We start from the raw sequence: 19,753 nt of genomic DNA, 5'->3' as shown, positions 1-19,753 counted from the left end.
CATCGCCGAGTGCGCCGGCTCGTCGAGCAGCCGGGCGATCGACGTGCCGAGCGCCGTGGCCAGCCGGTCGAGCACCAGCACCGTCGGGGTCTTGGCGCCCCGCTCGACCTCCGAGACCATGCTCCGGCTGATGCCGCTCAGCGTGGCCAGCCGCTCGACGGTCAGCCCGCGCGCCCGCCGCTCCGTGCGGATCCGCAGCCCGAGCTCGGCCATCGACAGGCCGCTCGACAGGACCCCTTCGCCTTCCATTCCTCCACTATAGCGGTGCTTTGTCCGCGATAGTGGAACGGGCCTCCTCGTAGGCGGCCAGCACCCGCTTGCGGCGTTTGGCGGGAAGGCGGTCGATGTACAGGTAGCCGTCGAGGTGGTCGGTCTCGTGCTGGAGGCAGCGGGCCAGCAGCCCCGTCCCCTCGACCGTGACGGGCTCCCCGGCGGCGTCGAACCCGTGCACGGTGGCGTGGTCGGGGCGGGGGAGCGGTGCGTACTGGCCGGGCACCGACAGGCAGCCCTCGTCGTCCGCGTCGAGATGGCGCTCGCCCACCTCGGGAAGCTCCAGGGTGGGGTTGACGACGACGCCCCTGTGGTGCTCCCCGTCCGCGTCCGGGCAGTCGTAGACGAACACGCGCAGGGCCACGCCGATCTGGTTGGCGGCCAGGCCCACGCCCTCCGCCGCGTACATGCTCGCGAACATGTCCTCCACCAGCGCCGCCAGCGCGTCGTCGAACCGGGTGACCGGCTCGCACGGGTGATGCAGCACCGGGTCTCCGACGTGCACGATCGGCCGGACCTCTCCCACGACCAACGCCTCTCTCCGAATTTGCGAACGTTTCGCAACAAAGTTTACGGTCTCTTCGCTGTCTCGAAATGCAAGACGTTTCTTCTTGGATGATGAGACGAGCGCTAGAGTGATCGGCGTCGGAGCGGAAACGAAGGAGTTTGCCGATGAACGCCGTGTACACGCATGGCCACCATGAGTCCGTGCTGCGCTCGCACCGCTGGCGCACCGCCGAGAACTCGGCCGCGTACCTGCTGCCCCACCTCAAGCCGCACATGAAGGTGCTGGACGTGGGCAGCGGCCCCGGCACGATCGCCGCCGACCTGGCGGGCCTGGTCGGCCACCTGACGGCGTCGGAGGTGACCGAGGAGGCGCTCGAGCTGTCCAGGGCCGAGATCACCGCCCGAGGACTGGACAACGTCGACTTCGCCGTCGCGGACGCGCACGCTCTCGACTTCCCCGACGACACGTTCTGCGTGGTCCACGCGCACCAGGTGCTGCAGCACGTCGGCGACCCGGTGCGGGCGCTGCGGGAGATGCGCCGGGTGACCAAGCCGACCGGGTACGTGGCGGCGCGCGACAGCGACTACGCGGCGTTCGCCTGGTATCCGCTGCTGCCGGAGCTGGACGAGTGGATGGCGCTGTACCAGAGGCTCGCGCGGGCGAACGGCGGCGAGCCGGACGCGGGGCGGCGGCTGCTGTCGTGGGCCAGGGCGGCGGGCTTCACCGACGTCACCGCCACCTCCTCGACGTGGTGCTTCGCCACGCCGGAGGACCGGGCCTGGTGGGGCGGGATGTGGGCGGACCGCATCCTGGGCTCCACCATGGCCGAGCAGGCCCTGTCGACCGGCGCGGCCACGGAGGCCGGCCTGCGGCGGATCTCGCAGGGGTGGCTGAAGTGGGCGGAGGCCGAGGACGGCTGGATCTCCATCGTCCACGGTGAGATCATCTGCCGCGCCTGACGACCCCCGGCGCCACGGCGCGTGTCAACGGGCGCGCGTCAACGGGCGTGGTCGCGGTTGTCGAGTCCCCAGACGCGCGTCAGCGTCCCCGGCCGCGCGTCCCCGGCACGCGCCGGGCGGGTCACAGGCCCAGGGTGCGGGCCCGCTGCCACTGGGGGTCGCGGTAGAGGACCATGTCCGAGCCGATCATCTCGTCCGGCGCCGACAGCATGGTGATCTCGCCCGCGGCCTGCATCTCCAGCAGCAGGTCGCGCACCCGCGGGCCGACGGGCAGCCGTCCGGCGGGCAGCCCCATCCCGGCCCGCACCGCGTCGGCGGCCTCCGACAGGTGGAACGGCCCGTCGAAGTTCGCGACGATCCCGCGTACGACGGCGATCGTGATGAGGTGCTCGGCCTCGGCGTAGGCGAGCTGCCAGATGACCTGCTCCTGGCGGCCCCCGGTGGCCGCGCACGCCGTGCAGCCGTGTGTCAGCCCGGGCGCCATCTCCTCCTGGCCGGAGCCGAGGCAGACCGAGCACAGGCCGTTCTCGGCGGCGTGCAGCTCGGCCGTCATCCGCCCGGCGAGCACGGCGCCGCACTCGCAGGCGAACGCGTCACCCAGGATGCCGGTCTGCGGGGAGATCGCATGCGTCGTCACCGGGCCGACTCTACCGCCGCCCGCCGCCGTCCCGGGCACCCGGCGCACTCCAGAACGGCGGCCGCACGTCAGCCGCGCAGGTCCGCGAGCCCGTGCAGCCGGCGCAGGGCCTTGCGGGCCGCGGCGGCGACGCGCTCGTCGGGGTGGTGGTCGATGAGCACGCGCAGCACCTGCCCCGTCCACGGATGGTCCCCGAACGCCAGGATCGCGATCGTCCCCGCCTGCTCCTCCGCGTCCATCCCCATGGCGATCGACTCGATCACCTCACCCGCCTCGCCCCCGAACTCCAGCAGCGCCGCCGCCATGTCCACGAACACCCAGGCGATCTCCTCCGGGGCGGCCGGGCGGTCGTCGCGCTCCGTCCTGGTGGCGATCACCGCCCCGAGCCCGGGCTCCTCCAGCAGCCCGGCCAGCGCCCGCCTCCCCTCCTCGCCGAAGTCCGACGACAGCAGCTCCACGCCGACCGCCCGGCTGAGCGGGCTCACCGGGGCCAGCGCCGAGGCGATCTCGGCCACCGCCGCGTCCGTGTCCCGGCCCTTGAGCCACCCGGCCAGCTCCTCGCCGCGTTCCGTCTCCGGGTAGGAGCGCAGGCCGTGCAGCAGCTTGGCGGCGTCGGCGTCCGCGAGCGACCCGATGACCGGCACCTCCTGCCCGGTGGTCTCCGCGATGATCAGCCGCGCCGCCCACAGCCCGAGCCAGCTCAGCGTGTACGGCTCCGCCTGGCGTACCAGGCCCAGCCCGGTCAGCACCTCGGGCACGGCGCCCGGATGCGGCTCGCGCGACAGGAACATCCTGACGAGCTCCAGCAGCAGCCCCTCGTCGGCGGCCAGCCGTTCGCGGCAGTGGCCCGCCCAGAAGGTCAGGACCTCCGCGTCGGAGCCCTCCGGCTTCAGCTCTTCGGCCAGGGGAGCGGCACGGACGGCCGCCGCGAGCGTGGCCTCCTCGGGCAGCCGGATCGGGGGCTGCAGGGGCAGGGTGTCGTCGTAGGACCTCACGAGCCCATCCTGTCGCGATATTTCCGCTACAGTGCCCCGTGACGCCGAAAAGCCGGAAGAAAGGAGGCACTGAGATGTTCGGCATTACTTCGGGCACTCACTGTGCCCGCTTCTACTTCTCGGAGGAATTGTGCTTTTCCGTCCCGCGGTCGAGGACGATCTAGACCGCCTGCTCGGCTGCGTCGTCGACGAGTCCATCAGCTGGGCGCATCCCGAACGCCTGCTCTCGTTCCTGGAGAGCGGCAACTACCGGTACGACCGCATCTGGCTCGCCGTCGCCGACGACGGCGAGATCCTGGCCCGCGCCGTCTGGTGGGGCTTCCCCGACGGCGACAGGCCCCTCGCGCTCGACTGCGTGTACGTCCATCCGTCGGTGGACGATCGCGTGGGGCTGGCCGCCGAGCTGCTGCGCCGCGCCCACGACGCGTACGGGCGGGCCATCGAGTACCACGTGTTCGTCACCCGCGGCTGGCGCGACCACCCGAAGGCCGCGGCGGCCATCGCCTGGCGCTGGGAGGCGGCCGGCCGCGCCGGGCTGACCGAGGAGCTGGAACGGCTCCGGTACGAATGGACGGCCGGGCCCGTCCCCGAGCCGTCCGACCGGCTCGTCTTCCGTGGCGATGACGACGACGAGGTGTTCGTGGAGGCGTTCCGCCGGGTGGCCGTCGGGACGCTCGACTTCCACACCCGGCAGGCCCTGGTCACGATGGACCCCCTGGAGCAGGCGCGCGAGGACGTTCGCGACAACCGGTCCATGCGGGGCGACCGGTCGTGGTGGCGGCTGGCGTACGACAAGAGCGGGGACCTGGTCGGGGTCGCCCTGCCGTCGGCGAACGACGGCGGGCCCGTGGTCGGCTACCTCGGTGTGGTGCCCGAGCACCGGGGCCACGGGTACGTGGACGAGCTGCTCGGCGAGATCACCCGCGTCCACGCCGAACGCGGGGTCCAGCGGATCCTGGCGGACACGGACTCCGGCAACGTGCCGATGGCCAGGGCGTTCGAACGCGCCGGCTACCACAACTTCGCCATCAGGCTCGTCCTGTCGGCGAATCCCGTGAACGCGTGATGCGGGCGGGCCGTCACGTACGGGATCGTCGATTCGATCCATCAAGTCCTCTTGATGGGACCGTCGCCTTCAGACGACTGGGGATTCGGGAGCGGAGGGCCGCCAAGGCCTGAGCGGGTACCACGTGGTGTGGTGCCCGAGGTACCGCCGCCCGGTTCTTGACGGGCGGGTGAAGAACCGCCGGGAGGAGCTGATCGGGGCCAAGGCCGACGAGCACGGCCGGCAGATGCGCGCCGAGTTCCCGCACCTGCGCTCCCGGCTGCCCACACTGTGGTCACGGTCCTCCTTCGTGGTCACGGTCGACGCCGTGTCCGTGCGGACGGCACAGCGCCACATCGGCACGCAGGATGAGCGGGCATCCCCGGGCGGCGGCCGTGCGTAGGTCCTACAAGTTCCTCACTCGCCCCACGAGCAAACCGGAACCTGCCGCCACCCCTCAACCTCGCCCGAGCGCCCAGCGGGTCCCCGAGGGTGCCCGGCGGGTCGTCTGGTGGGGCGTCCCCAGGAGTGCCCGCCCGTCCGGCCCGCCCCGCTGGAGGTCGTGAGGGAACAGAGCGGGCGGAGGATGGGGCAGGGGGCCACCGGGTCCAGCTCGGCACCCCGACCCGGCCGCCAAGGCCCCGCCGACGACCCCGAGCGCGTCCGTCCCGCCCGCCGGCTCCTCGCCGACGGCCTCGAGCCCGTCCGCTCTGCCCACCGGCTTCCCGCCTGCCGACGTCACGTCAGGGAGCTCCACCCGCGCACGCGCGCCCGCACCACCAGGTCGTGCAGCGCCGCCTCCGCCGTGGCCCGCTCGGGCAGGACGGAGGAGTCACGCGCCGCCTCCAGCGCAGCCGTCATCCGCTCCACGTCCGCCTCCAGGCCGAGCGTGGAGGGCGCGCGCACGTGCTCGGCCTCCACCTTGCGGGCGACCAGGTCCGGCAGGTACGCGGGCCCGTACGCGTACAGGCGCGTCAGGTCGGCCTCCAGCTCGCCGGTGCGCATGAGGTGCGTCCCGGTGGCCAGCACGCGGAAGGTGTAGAGCAGCGGCTTCAGCTCCAGGCGTTTGGTGAACAGCCGCCACTGCGTCCGCGCGAACCCCAGGTAGTGGTGGGCGTGGTGCCGCGTCAGGCAGCCCGGGGCCAGCGCCACCAGCTCCTCGTGCACCGGCGACGACGTCACGACCAGCGGCGACAGCAGCTGCTCCAGCACATAGCCGTTGCGCCCCAGCAGTAATCGGCAGAACTTGGCCAGGTCGTGCGTCACCAGGTCCACCTCGACGCCGTCGCGCGTCCACATCCGCTCCAGCGTCTGCGGCCCGTGCCGCAGCCCCGCCACCTCCTCCACCGGCAGCACGTGCACGCCGCGCAGGTCCACGTCCGAGTCCACCGAGGGGAACCCGTACAGGTGCGCCCCGCTCACCGTCGCGAACACCAGCGGGTACGGCTGCTCGCCGGGGATCTCGGCCAGCCAATCGGGCAGCTTCACAAGTTCTCCTTTCGCACGCCGACCAGGAACTCCTCCACCCGCTCCCGGTCCGCCCGCTCCGGCAGCACGCTGCCGGCGGCGCCCACCTCGGCGGCCAGGTCGATCCGCCAGGCGTTCACCTCCGCCCACGGCACCTCGCCGCGCCGGATCGCCAGCAGCCGCTCCCGATAGGGCCCCACCTGGACCAGCGGTTCCCCGTGGCGGATCAGGTGCAGGCCGCTGAGCAGCAGCCGGATCATGTGCATCGCCTGCTTCCACTTGGGCGCGGCCGGGTCGAGCCGGCGGAACTGCGAGTCGGCGTACCCGGCGAAGGAGTGCCGCGCCCGTTCCGACAGGAACGCCCGGCGCAGCTCGCGCAGCCGCCGCCCGGCAGGCGTGATCACCTCCACCATGGGGGACCACAGGCACTCCAGCGCGGTGGGGTTCGCCTCGAGGGCGAGGACGCAGAAGCGCTCGACCTCCCACGAGAACTGCTCGGGCAGCGGCCCGTCCCGGTGCGTCGCCGGTTTCTCCAACCGCCAGAACGCGGCCGTCGGCGCCACGAAGACGCCCCGCCGGTCGGTGTCGGAGGCGTCCGTCTCGAGTCCGTACGCCCTCGACCCCATGACGACGGTAAGGATCATGTCATCGGTCACCCGGATATCTTGCGCCATGGGCCCGTGGACTGGTCTGATCGATAAGTGAGCGGTTATGGCGAGGCTTACCGGCAGGCTTACCGGCACAGCATCGAACGACCCGACGAGTTCTGGGCCGAGGCGGCACTGGGGATCTCCTGGGACCGGGCGCCGGCGACCGTGACGGCCGGTGGCCGGTGGTTCCCCGACGGGCGGCTCAACACCTGCTTCAACGCGGTCGACCGGCACGTGGCGGCCGGGCGCGGTGACCAGGCGGCGCTGATGTACGACAGCCCGGTGACGGGGACGGCCCGCACGTACACGTACGCCGAGCTGCTCGACCAGGTGGCCAGGACGGCCGGCATGCTGCGCGACCTCGGCGTGACGGCGGGCGACACCGTGGTGATCTACATGCCCATGGTGCCGGAGGCCGTGATCGCGATGCTGGCCTGCGCGCGGCTCGGGGCGGTGCACTCGGTGGTGTTCGGCGGGTTCGCGGCCAGGGAACTGGCCGTGCGGATCGACCACGCCAGGCCCAAGGTGGTGCTCTCGGCGTCCTGCGGCATCGAGCCGTCGCGGGTGGTGGCGTACAAGCCGCTGCTGGACGCCGCGCTGGAGCAGGCCGGGCACCGGCCCGCCAGGTGCGTGATCCTGCAGCGGCCGCAGGCCGTGGCCGAGCTCGACGAGGGCCGCGACCTCGACTGGGCGCGGGCGGTGCGCGACGCCGAGCCGGCCGATTGCGTCAGCGTGGCCGCCACCGACCCGCTCTACATCCTCTACACCTCCGGCACCACCGGCCTGCCCAAGGGCGTGGTGCGCGACAACGGCGGGCACGCGGTGGCGCTGCACTGGAGCATGTCCCACGTGTACGGCGCCGCCCCGGGCGAGGTCTACTGGGCGGCCTCCGACGTGGGCTGGGTGGTCGGTCACTCCTACATCGTGTACGGGCCGCTGCTGGCCGGCTGCACGACCGTGCTGTACGAGGGCAAACCGGTCGGCACCCCCGACCCGGGCGCGTTCTGGCGGGTGGTGTCCACGTACGGGGTGCGCACGCTGTTCACCGCGCCGACCGCGATCAGGGCCATCAAGAAAGAGGACCCATCCGGCATTTTCCCGAAAAAGTGGGACCTGTCGGGGCTGCGTTACCTCTTCCTCGCCGGCGAACGCCTCGACCCCGACACCTACCACTGGGCCTCCGACCTGCTCGGCATCCCCGTCATCGACCACTGGTGGCAGACCGAGACCGGCTGGCCCATCGCCGCCAACTGCGTCGGCATCGAGCCGCTGCCGCTCAAGCCCGGCTCGCCCACCAAGCCCGTCCCCGGCTGGGACGTGCGCATCCTCGACCCCGGCGGCGACGAGTGCCCGCCGGGCGTGGACGGCGCCGTCACCGTCAGGCTGCCGCTCCCGCCCGGCGCGCTGCCCACCCTCTACCGCGACGAGGCCCGCTTCGCCCGCTCCTACCTGGAGCGCTACCCCGGCCACTACCTCACCGGCGACGGCGGCCACGTGGACGCCGACGGCTACCTCTACGTCATGGGCCGCATCGACGACGTGATCAACGTCGCCGGGCACCGCCTGTCGACCGGCGCGATGGAGGAGGTCATCGCCGCCCACCCCGACGTGGCCGAGTGCGCGGTGATCGGCGTGGCCGACGAGCTGAAGGGCCAGCTGCCCGTCGGGTTCGTGGTGCTCAAGGCGGGCGCCGACCGAGATCCGGCGGAGATCGAGCGCGAGCTGACCGCCCTGGTACGCGAGCGCATCGGCCCCGTCGCCGCCTTCCGCCGCGCCGCCGTGGTGGCCCGGCTGCCGAAGACGCGCTCGGGCAAGATCCTGCGCGCGACCATGCGGGACATCGCCGACGGCAATCCGTACACCACGCCCTCCACGATCGAGGATCCCGCGGCGCTGCCGGAGATCGAGGAGGCCGTGAAGCGAACATGACGGCCCGGTAACTTCCGCCAAAAGGCCCGGCCGCACAGCGCATGATGGGACTCCCAGTCCCCGGGAGAAGGCACATGATCGAGACCCCGAGCTACGCCGATGCCCTGAGGATCCTCGGGTGCAAGGACGCCCGGCTCGTCAAGGTGGTCGGGTTCGCCGCGGCGGCGGCGCGTACCGGCTGGGCGCTGGCCGGGGCGGGGCAGCTCGCGACGGGCCTGACCGACATGCGCAACAGCATCGTCGGCTACGGCGAGGACGTCGTGCGGCGCATGCCCGAGCTGAAGAGCGGCGTCGACCGGTACACCCGCACCCAGCGGCTGGCCTCCGCGCACGCGGTGATCGTCATCTCGGCCTACTTCGAGGCGCTCGGCGAGGCGAAGCTGCCGTTCCCGCTCGACCAGCTCGACCGCGGCGGCAAGATCTCGCACGGCGTGCCGACCGCCGAGCGCTTCGCCCGGCTGGTGGCGAGCCTGCTGCTGGAGCGGCTGCCCACGCCCGAGCCGCATCTGCCCTACTCCGAGACCCGCCTCGCCGTGGAACGTGCCTACCAGCGCATGTCGGAGGCCATGGCCGGATACGTGGGCGGGCTGAGCGTCTGGGACGACCTGACGGTCGACGACCAGCTCCTGCTGCCCCGCATGCTGGCCGAGGGCCCGCCCGCCCGCGCGCTGCGCATCTACGACGAGGACTACCGGTCGCTGGCCCTCGACAGCCACGAGTTCGGGGTGCGCAGCCTCGTCACCGAGAAGCCGGCGCCCGCCACGGCGCTGTCGCGGGTGGCCTGGCTGCTGGCCGAGCTGGCCCCGCCCCGGGTGGGCGACCGCCCGGTGATCCACCAGGCCAGGATGGCCGCCAACGCGCTCGACCAGCCCCTCCTGCACGCCGGCAAGCTGCCCGAGGACGTCTGGCTCCCGCTGCTCGGCGAGGGCTACCTCAGCCCCCGCTTCCGGGTCGCCGAGCTGACCAGGGACGCCACGCCCGCCCAGCTGGACTGGTGGGAGGACCGGCGGCCGGTGCCCGACACCGAGGCGTTCCTGGTGGGCCACCTGACCTCGCTGCGCGCCACCCAGGCGCCCCTGCTCGTGCTGGGCGAGCCGGGCTCGGGCAAGACCAAGCTCACCGAGGTGCTCGCCGCGCGGCTGGCCAGGTCGGAGTTCCTGCCGATCCGGGTCGAGCTGGCCGGCGTGTCCGCGCGGGCGGGCGTCACCACGCAGGTCGAGCAGGCCCTCGGCACGGTGCTGGGGACGGAGGTGGACTACGCCGAGCTGGTGACGGCCGCCGACGGGGCGATGCCGGTGATCCTCCTCGACGGGTTCGACGAGCTGGTGCAGGGCGGGGTCGACCGCCACGACTACCTCGAACGGGTGCAGGAGTTCCAGACCAGGGAGGCGGAGCTGGGCCGCCCGGTGGCGGTGATCGTGACCGGCCGCACGGTGGTGGCCGACCGGATCAGGTTCCCCAAGGGGCTGCTCGGGCTGCAGCTCCAGCCGTTCGACGACGACCAGGTGCGGCAGTGGCTGACCATCTGGGACCGCCGCAACCGCGGCCTGCTCGCCCGCCGCGACCTGAAGCCCCTGCCGGCCGAGGCGGCGCTCGTCCACGGCGAGATGGCCAGGCAGCCGCTGCTCCTGCTGCTGCTGGCCCTCTACGACGCGGGCAGCAACGCGCTGCAGCGCGACCACGGCCAGCTCGGGCGCGCCCGCCTGTACGAGGTGCTGCTGCGCGACTACACCGAACGCGAGACCGGCGGCGTGCGCCGGGTGGCCATCGACCAGGAGCTGGTCCTGCTCGGCGCGGTCGCCCTGTCCATGCTGGCCAGCGGAAGCCAGGTCATCACTGACGAGGCGCTCAACCGCGACCTGCCCGCCCTGTGCCAGGGCGGCGAGGACGACCCCGGCGACCCCGATCAACCAGGGGAGGCCCGCGTCGACTGGGCGCGCAAGGCCACCGAGCGCTTCTTCTTCGTGCGCAGGAACGGGCACGCCTTCCTGCACTCCACGTTCGGCGAGTTCCTGGTGGCCTGGCTGACCATGTACGCGCTGCGCGACCTCGACCGGCGCCGCCGCCTGGCCGGCGACGAGCCGCTCGCGCTGGTGCAGGCCGTGGACGACGACCTGCTGTACGCGGTCACGTCCCACTCGTGCCTGGCCGAGCGCGGGCCGACCGTCGGGTTCATCCTGGAGCTGCTGGACGAGGTGCCCTCCGCCGTGCGCGAGCGCTGCGTGGAGCTGCTGGCCGGCCTGCTGCGCCGGTCGCTGCACGAGCGGCCCCGCCGCCACTTCATCGGATTCCGGCCGGTACGCCACACGATGACCCGCCGCCTGGCCGCCTACTCGGCCAACCTCACCCTGCTCATCGTCTGCGCGTCCGAGCAGCCGGTCCGCGTGTCGTCGATCCTGTCCGGGCCCGACCACCTGGAGCAGTGGTCCTCGCTCAGCCACCTGTGGAAGGGGCAGCTCGGGCAGGAGGGCTGGACCGGGCTGGTGACCGCCCTGTCGGCGCACCGCGTCCTCGAAGACGGCAAGGAGGACGTCGTGCTCGGCGGCGCGGAGACCGGCGGCATGGGCGACGTCGTCGTCGCGGTCGCCACCGGCCACTCGGCCCGGCACCGGCGCCTGCTCGACCTGCTGGTCGCGGCGCTGGGGGAGGGCCGCTTCCTGCCGTACCGGGACCGCCTGGCCATCCTGGACGAGCTGGTGCGGACCGTGGCCGTCCGGTCGCCGGCCATGCACCGGGCCCTGGGCGCGATGTGGACCGAGGACGGCGCCGACCACACGGAGCTGCGGCCGCTCCTGCGCGCCATGCTCGCCGACCCGGCCGACCGGGTGGGCACCTGGGAGCAGCTCGTCAAGGCGGGCATCCCGGAGACGGCGCTCTGGGAGATCCAGGGCCTGGACTGATCAGGCCGGCTCGGAGCCGACGGGCAGCTCCACGCTGATCGTCAGACCGCCCTCGTCCCTGGGCGTGGCCGTGACCGTGCCGTCGTGCGCCTCGGTGATCACCCGTACGATCGACAGCCCCAGCCCGCTGCCGCGGTCCGAGCGCAGCCGGTCGCCGTGCAGCCGCCGGAACGGTTCGAAGATCGTCTCGATCTCGTACGACGGCACCTGCAGCCCCGAGTTGGCCACGACCAGCTCGACCCGATCGGCCCGCCGCCGCGTCGTGACCCACACCTCGCCCTTGGCGTGGTTGTGCCGGATGGCGTTCTCCACGAGGTTCTGCACCAGCCGCTCCACCAGCACCGCCTCGCCCGCCGTCGGCGCGGGGTCGAGCAGCCGGTGCATGGTCACCTCGCGCTCGGCCGCCTCGGCCGCCGCCTGGTCGAGCACGTGCTCGGCCACGTCAGCCAGGTCGAACGGCCGCCGGTCCAGCACCGCCTGCTCGCCCTCGGCCAGCGCCAGCAGGCCGTCAATCAGGCGCTCGTGGCGGGCGTTGACCAGCAGCAGCGACTCGCCGAGCCGCTTGACGTCCTCGGTCGCGTCCGGCCGCCGGACGGCCACGTCCACGAGCGTCCTGTTGATCGTGAGCGGGGTGCGCAGCTCGTGCGAGGCGTTCGCGACGAACCTGCGCTGGCCGTCGAACGAGCGCGCCAGCCGGGCGAGCATGGTGTCGTAGACGTCGGTCAGCTCCTTGATCTCGTCCTGGGGACCGTCGTAGCCGATCCGCTCGCTCAGGTTGTGGCTCTGGGCGACCCGGCGGGCGGTGTCGGTGACGTTCCTGAGCGGGCGCAGCACCATGCCCGCCGTCCGCCAGCCGATCCCGAACGCCAGCCCGGTGCCGGCCAGCACCGCGAGCCCGCCGGCGGTGCGCAGGTTGGCGAGGACGCCGGTCTGGTAGGTGAGGTGCGTCTTGAGCGCGAACCCCCTGGCTATCTCGTACCCGTCCTGGTAGCGCGGGGCGTAGAGGCTGTAGCCGTCCCGATCCACCCGGATCTCGTCGGGGGTGAACACGGAGGCCCGGTACTGGAGGCTCGTCTGGACGACGAAGTAGACGGCGGCCAGCGCGAGGGCGGCGACCACGAAGAACACGCCCCCGCTGAGCAGGGCGAAACGCAGGCGCATGCTCATGGGATGCGATACCCCGATCCCGGCACGGTCTCGATGACCTGCGGCTCGCCGAGCTTCTTGCGCAGCTTCATCATCGTGGTGCGGACCGTGTTCGTGAACGGGTCGATGTGCTCGTCCCACACCTTCTCCAGCAACGTCTCCGCCGAGACCACCGCTCCCTGGGCCCGCAGCAGCTCGGCCAGCACGCCGAACTCCTTGCGGGCCAGCGGCACGTACCGGCCCTCCCTGAACACCTGCCGGTGCGCCCAGTCCAGCCGCACCCCGGCCCGCTCCAGCATGGGCGGGTCGGCCCGCCGGGCCCGCCGCCCGAGCGCGTGCACCCGCGCCACCAGCTCCTCGAACGCGAACGGCTTGGGCAGGTAGTCGTCGGCCCCCAGCGACAACCCCACCACCCGCGAGCGCACGTCGCTCGCGGCGGTCAGCATGAGCACCCGCACCAGCCAGCCGCGCTCGACCACGGCCTTGCACACCTCGTCCCCGTGCACCTGCGGCAGGTCGCGGTCGAGGATCAGCACGTCGTAGTCGTGCACGCCGAGCCGTTCGAGCGCCGCGTCCCCGTCGTAGGCGACGTCGACGGCCAGTGCCTCTCCGCGTAACCCCTCGGCGATCGAGTCGGCGAGCATCCGCTCATCCTCAGCGACCAAAACGCGCACCTTGCCCCCAAAAGATGTTAAATGCCCGCCAGTCTGCTCTGGCCGGCATAACGCGCGCATAACCAGATTCGGTGACGTTCAGGTTATAGGTGGCGCGCTGGACTGGCCCCCCTGAAGCCGGGATCCGCCTGGCGGTCTCGGGGGAGAAGACCATGGCGCCCACACTCGCGGGGCCACGTGACCACGGGTTGTTCGGGTGCGTGCTCGCGCTCGCCGCCGCGCTGCGCGTGCTCGTCATGCTGGGGTACGACACGGCGCGGCTCTACTGGTACGACTCGTTCACCTACCTGGACACGGCCGTGCGCCTGCGCCCGCAGGGCGCGTTCCACCCGGCGGGCTACTCCTGGTTCCTGTGGGCGCTGCGGCCCTTCCAGAGCGTGGAGCTCGTCGTGGGGGTGCAGCACGCGATGGGGCTGGCCGTCGGGACGATGATCTACCTGCTGCTGCGCCGCCGGCCGCTGCCCGCCTGGGGAGCGGCGCTGGCGGCGGTGCCGGTGCTGTTCGACCCGGCGTTCGTGCGCCTGGAGCACGCCGTGCTGTCGGACACGCAGGTGATCTTCCTCGTCGTGGCCGCGCTGCTGGTGCTCATGTGGCGCGGGGAGGTGTCCACGCGGGCGGCGGCGGTGGCCGGGGTGCTCCTCGCGCTGGCCGGTCTGACCCGTACCGCCACCGTGCCGCTGCTCGGCCTGGCCGCCCTCTACCTCCTGCTGCGGCGGACCGCGTGGCAGGCACGGTGGCGGGCGACCCTCGCCCTGGTGGTGGCGGGGGCGCTGCCGCTGGCCGCCTACGCCGGCTGGTACGCCGAGCACCACGGCAGGTTCGCCTTGAGCGGCTCGGACGGCGTCGCCCTGTGGGCCCGCACCATGACCTTCGCCGACTGCTCGATCATCAGGCCGCCCGCTGACCAGGCCGCGCTCTGCCCGAACGGCACCGTCCTGGACGCCGCCTCCGAGTACGTCTGGGACCCGCGGGCCTCGCTCAACCGCCTGCCCGGCGACCGGTTCACCCACAACGACCTGGCCAGGGCGTTCGCGCTCCGGGCGATCGCCGCGCAGCCCCTGGACTACCTGCGCGAGGTCGTCCGCGACACCTCGCTCGCCTTCACCTGGGAGCCCGTCGCCCACCCGAAGCGCATGAGCCCGACCACGGCCTTCCAGCGGGGCTCCTGGCCGCTCCCGTCCGGCCAGCCCCTCGTGGACCAGGTCAGGAAGGAGTACGACCCCGACATCCGGGGCATGCGGTCCGTCGAGCCGTTCGCCTCGATCCTGGCCGCCTACCCGTACCCGTGGTTCCTGCACGGCACGCTGTTCGGCGTCCTGCTGCTGGCCGGCGGGGCGGGCGCGGTGCTGCGCCCGCGCACGGCGCTGCTGCCGTGGTCGTTCGCGGTGTTCCTGCTCGTGGCGCCGGTGGCCGCGCTCGACTTCGACCACCGCTACGTCCTGCCCGCCATCCCCGTCGCCTGCGTGGCCGCCGCCCTGGCCGTGCGGCGGCCGGCGCCGCGCCGGTCGGGTGGTTACCCCCGTGGCTACGATCATGTTGCGCGTCCGAGAGCATCGGCGAACGGATCTCGCGCGTCCTGAAGGGCCGCGCGGCCCGCCGCGCCGCTGGTCGAGGCGCCCTCATGAGCTCGGCCGGCCATGGACACGCCCCGGGATCGCCCCCGCCGATTCTCCCGGCTGACCCTTTTGAGGCTGACACTCCACCGGAATGTTACGTAATATCCGTACATCACGAGCGTTGGGGGCGCCAGGGTGCCAGGACAGAGCGTGGGTGTGGTCGTCGATCCCGGAGTGCCTCCGGAAATAGCCGGACTGCTGCGTGCCAACGCCCCGCTGCTGTCCAGGATCAGGGCCGGATGGGTGCCGCCCGCCGAGACGCCCCCGTCCCGCCACAAGAGCCCGTCCAGTGCCATGCTCCTGGCCGCGACCCCCTTCGTGGTCGCGCTCATGGGCCTCCTGCTCGCCTCGCCGTTCGCGCCGGCCGGGTTCGTGCTGCTCGGCACGTACGTCTTCATCGTCCTCGTCAAGATCGCCTCCATGAGCGAGGTGCCCGAGGACGACCGGCCGCAGGAGCGCGCCGTGTACGAGCAGGCCCGCTGGTACGACGGCCGCTACCTGCTGCTCGAGGACTTCGACCCGGAGGCGCGAGCCGTCCTGGTCAGGGCGCAGCGGGCCATCGGGTCGGTGCTGCGCTCCCACGTCAACGCCGAAGGACTGCTGGACGACGCCCGCAACGCCGTGATGCTGCCCGCCCAGGAGTGGGAGATCGCCCGCCTGCTCGCCAAGCTGTCGGCGCTGCGCCTGGAACACCGGGAGCTGCTGGCCAGGGGCATCGCGCCCGAGGTGGCCGCGGTGATCGAGCCGCTCGAACGGGCCCTGGTCAACAGCGAGGCCGCCGTGATCGCCCGCGTGGAGGCGCTGGAACGTTACGCCGGCCACGTGGCCGAGGCCGAGCGCGCCTACCACGCCCGCGGCCAGATCGAGGAGCTGCGCGCCCGGCTGCCGCGCTACGAGGAACTGCTGGCGGAGTCGGGCGCGGACAAGCTCGCCGTGCCCGAGATCGAGCGCCTGACCGAGGACGCCGACGTGCTCGAACGCACCTTACGACGCAGCGTCCGGTCCGCCCACGAGGCGTTCCGCTATCTCGAAGGATGACACCCGGACATAGGATCGATAACGTGCCCGGACGTCATGCGAAGGTGATAGTCGATCCGGCGGTGGCCGACGACGTCGCGGCCCTCTTACGTGACAACCGCAAGCTCCTCGTACGCATCCACGCCGGCTGGGTGCCCGCGCACAAGCGCCATCGCCCGCTGGTCGGCGTCGTGACCAGGCTGGCGGCCACCGGGACCGCCGCCGTCGCGGCCGTCTACGGCCTGGCCCTCTTCGTCGCCGGACGCTACACCCCCTTCGCCGTGATCATGACCGGCGCCGCCCTGCTCGTCGTCAGCGTCCTGCTCAGGCCCAGGCCCGACGCCGAGGTGGAGCGCGCGCACGCGCTGGAGCTGGCCGTCTACGACAGCTCCCGCCGGCACGAGGGCCGTTACGTCGTACGCGACCAGCTCGACGAGCCCGCCAGGGCCCTCATGATCCGCGCCCAGACCGCCATCGACCAGGTCATGAGCTCCAGCGTCCACGCCGAGGGCCTCCTGGACGACGTGCGCAACGCGGTGATGCTGCCCGCCCAGGAGTGGGAGATCGCCCGGCTGCTGGCCAAGCTGTCGGAGCTGCGGGCCGAGCACGAGGAGGTCGTCTCCGAAGGCCTCACCCCAGAGGTGGCCGCCGTCGCCGAACCCCTCGCCCAGGCGCTCGACAGCAGCCAGCAGGCCGTGATCGCCCGCGTCGAGGCGCTGGAACGTTACGCCGGCCACGTCGGCGACGCCGAGCGCGCCTACCGCGCCCGGCACCAGATCGAACGCCTCAGCGCCAAGCTGCCCCGTTACGAGGAACTCCTCGCCGAGTCGGGCGCCGACGGGTCGTCCGTACCGGAGCTGAGCCGGTTGTCCGACGACGCCGACCGCCTTGAACAAGCGCTTCGTGACAGCGTCAGCTCCGCGCACGAAGCTTTTCGCCACCTGAGGGGGTGACTTCCCTTAGGATCCGATTTCGTGGCGGATGTGGTGGTTGACCCCGATGTGCCGCCGGATGACGCGCAGCTGCTCAGGGAGAGCCGGCGGGTGCTGCTCAAGATGCGCCAGGGCTGGGCCCCCGAGTCGAGGCGGGCCATATCGAGTGCGCAGTACCGGATAGTCGCGGCGTTCGGATCGGTGGCGCTCTTCGGAGTGATGGCCGTCAGCGGCCTGGTCGGCCGGGGCCTCGGCCTGCTGATGCTCGTCCTGCTGGGCATCCCCATGATGATCGTGCTGTTCGTCCGCAACGACCTGCCCGACGACGACGAGGAGGAGTACGAGCGGGAGGTCTACGAGCAGCTGCGCTGGTACGAGGGCCGCTACGTGCTCACCGAGGACCTCGACGAGGCCTCCGCCCGCCTGCTCGCCCGCGCCCAGCGCGCCATCGCCGTCGTGACCGAGTCCCGGGTCAACGCCGAGGGCCTGCTCGACGACGTGAGCAACGCGGTGATGCTGCCCGCCCAGGAGTGGGAGATCGCCCGCCTGCTGGCCAAGCTGTCCGCGCTGCGCACCAAGCACAGGGAGACCGTGTCCAAGGGGCTCACCCCCGAGGTGGAGGCCGTGGCCGAACCCCTCGCGCGGGCCCTCGACAGCAGCGAGGAGGCCGTGCTGGCCCGCGTCGAGGCGCTGGAACGTTACGCGTCCAACGTCGCGGACGCCGAGCGCGCGTACCAGGCCCACCACCAGATCGAGGAGCTGCGGGGGCGGCTGCACCAGTACGAGGAACTGGTGGCCGAGACGGGGGCCGACGGGCTCGCAATGCCGGAGCTGGAGCGGCTGGCGCAGGACGCGGACCGGCTGGAGCAGGCGCTGCGGCGAAGCGTCACCTCCGCCCACGAAGCCTTCCGCTACCTCGACCCCTGACCCCTCCGCCGCACCCCGCCCGGTGACGCGGCCGTCCCTCCGGCCCCGACGCGCCGTACCCCGGCCGGTGTCCTCGGGGCCGCAGCAGGCGCGGCCCCGCGCGCCGACGTCAGGTGGGCCGGGCGGTTTCCAGGAGGAGGTCGCACAGGGCGTCGGCGGCGTCCACGCGGCCGAGCTTGGCCGAGGCCTGCCCCATCGAATGCCGCAGCCCCGGGTCGGCCAGCAACGGCATCAGCTCGGCCAGCAGCTGCTCGGCCGTCGGATGCGGCTCCAGCAGGGCCCGGGCCGCCCCCGCCGACACCAGGTACGCGGCGTTCTTGCGCTGCTCGTCACCCCCGGTGGGGATCAGGGGCACCAGCACGGAGGGCTTGCCGATGGCGGTCAGCTCCGACACCGTCCCCGCCCCGCTGCGGGAGATCACCACGTCGGCGGCGGCGAACAGGTCGGCCAGCTCCCCGCCCACGTACGGCACCGGATGGTAGCGATCGGCCAGGTCGACGGGCAGCGCCACGGCCCGCATCTGGTCGATCCACGCCGGCCCGCACTGGTGCACGACCTGCGCGTGCGGCAGCAGCCGCGGCAGGATCTCCGCGATCAGGGTGTTGACCTGCTTGCTGCCCTGCGCGCCGCCCGTCACGTAGATCAGCGGCACCTCGAACGTCAGCCCGAACAGGTCGTACGCCGCCGCCCGGTTGCCCTGCAGCAGCTCGGGCCTGATCGGGTTTCCGGTCACCACGGCCCTGGAGCGCGCGGAGGCGGGCAAATAGTCCAGCGACGACTCGTGCGACAGCGCGATCCTGGTCGCCAGCCTGGCCAGGATGCGGTTGGCCAGCCCCACGACGGTCGTCTGCTCGTGCATCACCAGCGGCCGGCGGATCAGCTTGGCCGCGACCCCGATGGGCACCGCCACGTAGCCCCCGGTCGACAACACCACGTCCGGCAGGTAGCGGGCCGCGTGTCCCACCGCCTGCAGCACCCCGATCGGGATGCGGAAGACGTCGGCGATGTTGGTGCCCAGCTCCTTGAGGTTCGGACGGCGGCGCAGCTTGCCCGTGGTGATCGCCTTGAACGGGATGCCGTGCTCGGACGTGATCCGGGCCTCCAGGCCGTTGGCCGTGCCCACCCAGAGCACGTCGTGGGGCACCTGACGCCGCTGGACGGCCGACAGGGTGGTCAGAGCCGGATAGGTGTGACCACCGGTGCCGCCGCCGGTGATCAACAGTCGCAGGGTTCGTGACATGCGATCAGACTAGGGCCGCACAGCGGAAACCCGTGTGCCCGGTGGAGGAGTCAGGCGTGTTGGAGGTGCGGGCGGCCACGCGGTAGCGGTTGCAGTAGGAGTCGTGGCACATGTACGAGCCGCCGCGGATCACCTTCGCCGCACCCTGCGCGGGACCGGCCGGGTTGTCGGCGAACGCCTCCCAACTCGTGCCCCACCAGTCGGCCGTCCACTCCCAGACGTTGCCGGAGACGTTGTAGAGGCCGTACCCGTTGGGCTGGAAGGACTTGACCGGCACCGTCCCCTTGCTCGGCGCCACCGGGAAGCGGCCCTGCCAGATGTTGCACCGCTGCCGCCCCTTGGGCGCCAGCTCGTCGCCCCACGGGTAGCGCTTGCGCTCCAGGCCGCCGCGGGCGGCCATCTCCCACTCCGCCTCCGTGGGCAGCCGCTTGCCGGCCCACGTGGCGTACGCGGTCGCGTCGTTCCAGGACACGTGCACGACGGGGTGGTTCTGCCGGTCGCCGGCCGACGACCCCGGGCCCTCCGGCGAGCGCCACGAGGCGCCCTCGACGCCCGCCCACCAGGGTGCGCCGGGCACGCTGGCCTCCATCACCCCGCCCGTGGCGAACTGGGCGAACACGAACGACCAGCCGATCCGCTCGGCCTCGGTGACGTAGCCGGTCTCCTTCACGAACGTGGCGAACTGCGCGTTCGTCACGCACGTCGGATCGATCATGAACGGGTCCAGCCGCACCTCGCGCACCGGCCCCTCGCCGTCCTCCTGACGCCGCTGCCCCGCGACGTCCTGCGCCGCCTGCGGCTTCTCATCCGGCCCGATACTGTCGTGCGCCGGCACCGCGAT

Annotated in this window: 19 protein-coding genes; 9 read left to right on the top strand and 10 right to left on the bottom strand. The window is 72.4% G+C overall.

Annotated features, from left to right (window positions below; genetic code table 11):
- Together ACWDX9_RS45185 and def are read right to left on the bottom strand one after the other, a co-directional pair.
- Nucleotides 1-249 (bottom strand): helix-turn-helix domain-containing protein (locus ACWDX9_RS45185; RefSeq protein WP_449966179.1); only part of this gene is annotated, 249 nt, incomplete at its 3' end.
- Between the two features lie 7 nt (nucleotides 250-256).
- Nucleotides 257-796, bottom strand: coding sequence for a peptide deformylase (gene def, locus ACWDX9_RS45180; RefSeq protein WP_449966177.1), 540 nt, complete (start codon nucleotides 794-796; stop codon nucleotides 257-259).
- A 146-nt stretch (nucleotides 797-942) separates the two neighbouring features.
- On the opposite strand from def, the gene ACWDX9_RS45175 reads away from it, so the two are divergent.
- Complete coding sequence (locus ACWDX9_RS45175) at nucleotides 943-1,737, top strand: class I SAM-dependent methyltransferase (protein WP_449966174.1); 795 nt, start codon at nucleotides 943-945, stop codon at nucleotides 1,735-1,737.
- A gap of 121 nt (nucleotides 1,738-1,858) precedes the next feature.
- Here ACWDX9_RS45175 and ACWDX9_RS45170 read toward each other — a convergent pair whose 3' ends face one another.
- Nucleotides 1,859-2,374, bottom strand: a complete 516-nt coding sequence (locus ACWDX9_RS45170; RefSeq protein ID WP_364241593.1) for a hypothetical protein — start codon at nucleotides 2,372-2,374, stop codon at nucleotides 1,859-1,861.
- A gap of 68 nt (nucleotides 2,375-2,442) precedes the next feature.
- Complete coding sequence (locus ACWDX9_RS45165; protein WP_449966172.1) at nucleotides 2,443-3,369, bottom strand: hypothetical protein; 927 nt, start codon at nucleotides 3,367-3,369, stop codon at nucleotides 2,443-2,445.
- Nucleotides 3,370-3,499: 130 nt separating this feature from the next.
- Between ACWDX9_RS45165 and ACWDX9_RS45160 the strand changes: the two genes are divergently transcribed.
- Nucleotides 3,500-4,435, top strand: coding sequence for a GNAT family N-acetyltransferase (locus ACWDX9_RS45160; RefSeq protein ID WP_449966170.1), 936 nt, complete (start codon nucleotides 3,500-3,502; stop codon nucleotides 4,433-4,435).
- 109 nt (nucleotides 4,436-4,544) lie between these two features.
- Nucleotides 4,545-4,817, top strand: coding sequence for an IS200/IS605 family transposase (locus tag ACWDX9_RS45155; protein WP_449966184.1), 273 nt, complete (start codon nucleotides 4,545-4,547; stop codon nucleotides 4,815-4,817).
- Nucleotides 4,818-5,152: 335 nt separating this feature from the next.
- On the opposite strand, the gene ACWDX9_RS45150 is transcribed toward ACWDX9_RS45155, so the two are convergent.
- Complete coding sequence (locus ACWDX9_RS45150; RefSeq protein ID WP_397368386.1) at nucleotides 5,153-5,902, bottom strand: nucleotidyltransferase domain-containing protein; 750 nt, start codon at nucleotides 5,900-5,902, stop codon at nucleotides 5,153-5,155.
- A complete protein-coding gene (locus ACWDX9_RS45145; RefSeq protein WP_449966166.1) occupies nucleotides 5,899-6,537 on the bottom strand; it encodes a nucleotidyltransferase domain-containing protein in 639 nt (212 codons plus the stop codon). The genes ACWDX9_RS45150 and ACWDX9_RS45145 overlap by 4 nt, the downstream gene beginning before the upstream one ends.
- A 45-nt stretch (nucleotides 6,538-6,582) precedes the next feature.
- On the opposite strand from ACWDX9_RS45145, the gene ACWDX9_RS45140 reads away from it, so the two are divergent.
- Both ACWDX9_RS45140 and ACWDX9_RS45135 read left to right on the top strand, forming a co-directional pair.
- Entirely contained in the window at nucleotides 6,583-8,460 is a 1,878-nt protein-coding gene (locus ACWDX9_RS45140; protein WP_449966164.1) for a propionyl-CoA synthetase, read from the top strand.
- Between the two features lie 74 nt (nucleotides 8,461-8,534).
- Complete coding sequence (locus ACWDX9_RS45135) at nucleotides 8,535-11,360, top strand: NACHT domain-containing protein (protein ID WP_449966161.1); 2,826 nt, start codon at nucleotides 8,535-8,537, stop codon at nucleotides 11,358-11,360.
- Here ACWDX9_RS45135 and ACWDX9_RS45130 read toward each other — a convergent pair whose 3' ends face one another.
- Both ACWDX9_RS45130 and ACWDX9_RS45125 read right to left on the bottom strand, forming a co-directional pair.
- Nucleotides 11,361-12,521, bottom strand: a complete 1,161-nt coding sequence (locus tag ACWDX9_RS45130; RefSeq protein ID WP_449966159.1) for a sensor histidine kinase — start codon at nucleotides 12,519-12,521, stop codon at nucleotides 11,361-11,363.
- 2 nt (nucleotides 12,522-12,523) lie between these two features.
- The gene (locus ACWDX9_RS45125; protein ID WP_350734744.1) at nucleotides 12,524-13,180 is read right to left on the bottom strand and encodes a response regulator transcription factor; all 657 of its coding nucleotides are present in this window, start codon (nucleotides 13,178-13,180) and stop codon (nucleotides 12,524-12,526) included.
- Between the two features lie 152 nt (nucleotides 13,181-13,332).
- Here ACWDX9_RS45125 and ACWDX9_RS45120 point away from each other — a divergent pair, with 152 nt between their 5' ends.
- The 4 genes from ACWDX9_RS45120 (at nucleotide 13,333) to ACWDX9_RS45105 (ending at nucleotide 17,672) form a co-directional block, all read left to right on the top strand.
- Complete coding sequence (locus ACWDX9_RS45120) at nucleotides 13,333-14,760, top strand: hypothetical protein (RefSeq protein ID WP_449966157.1); 1,428 nt, start codon at nucleotides 13,333-13,335, stop codon at nucleotides 14,758-14,760.
- Nucleotides 14,761-14,946: 186 nt separating this feature from the next.
- Nucleotides 14,947-15,834: a hypothetical protein gene (locus ACWDX9_RS45115; protein ID WP_449966154.1), complete on the top strand. Its 888-nt coding sequence runs from the start codon at nucleotides 14,947-14,949 to the stop codon at nucleotides 15,832-15,834.
- A gap of 23 nt (nucleotides 15,835-15,857) precedes the next feature.
- Complete coding sequence (locus ACWDX9_RS45110) at nucleotides 15,858-16,766, top strand: hypothetical protein (protein WP_449966152.1); 909 nt, start codon at nucleotides 15,858-15,860, stop codon at nucleotides 16,764-16,766.
- 21 nt (nucleotides 16,767-16,787) lie between these two features.
- Nucleotides 16,788-17,672: a hypothetical protein gene (locus ACWDX9_RS45105; RefSeq protein ID WP_449966150.1), complete on the top strand. Its 885-nt coding sequence runs from the start codon at nucleotides 16,788-16,790 to the stop codon at nucleotides 17,670-17,672.
- 109 nt (nucleotides 17,673-17,781) lie between these two features.
- On the opposite strand, the gene ACWDX9_RS45100 is transcribed toward ACWDX9_RS45105, so the two are convergent.
- Nucleotides 17,782-18,912 (bottom strand): UDP-N-acetylglucosamine--N-acetylmuramyl-(pentapeptide) pyrophosphoryl-undecaprenol N-acetylglucosamine transferase, encoded by a 1,131-nt coding sequence (locus ACWDX9_RS45100; protein ID WP_350734736.1) that lies wholly within the window; start codon nucleotides 18,910-18,912, stop codon nucleotides 17,782-17,784.
- Between the two features lie 4 nt (nucleotides 18,913-18,916).
- A complete protein-coding gene (locus ACWDX9_RS45095) occupies nucleotides 18,917-19,729 on the bottom strand; it encodes a formylglycine-generating enzyme family protein (protein ID WP_449966181.1) in 813 nt (270 codons plus the stop codon).
- Nucleotides 19,730-19,753 lie beyond the last annotated feature (24 nt).

It is taken from the genome of Nonomuraea sp. NPDC003201 (genome assembly GCF_053590415.1).
This window is presented reverse-complemented; position numbering and strand designations above follow the sequence as displayed.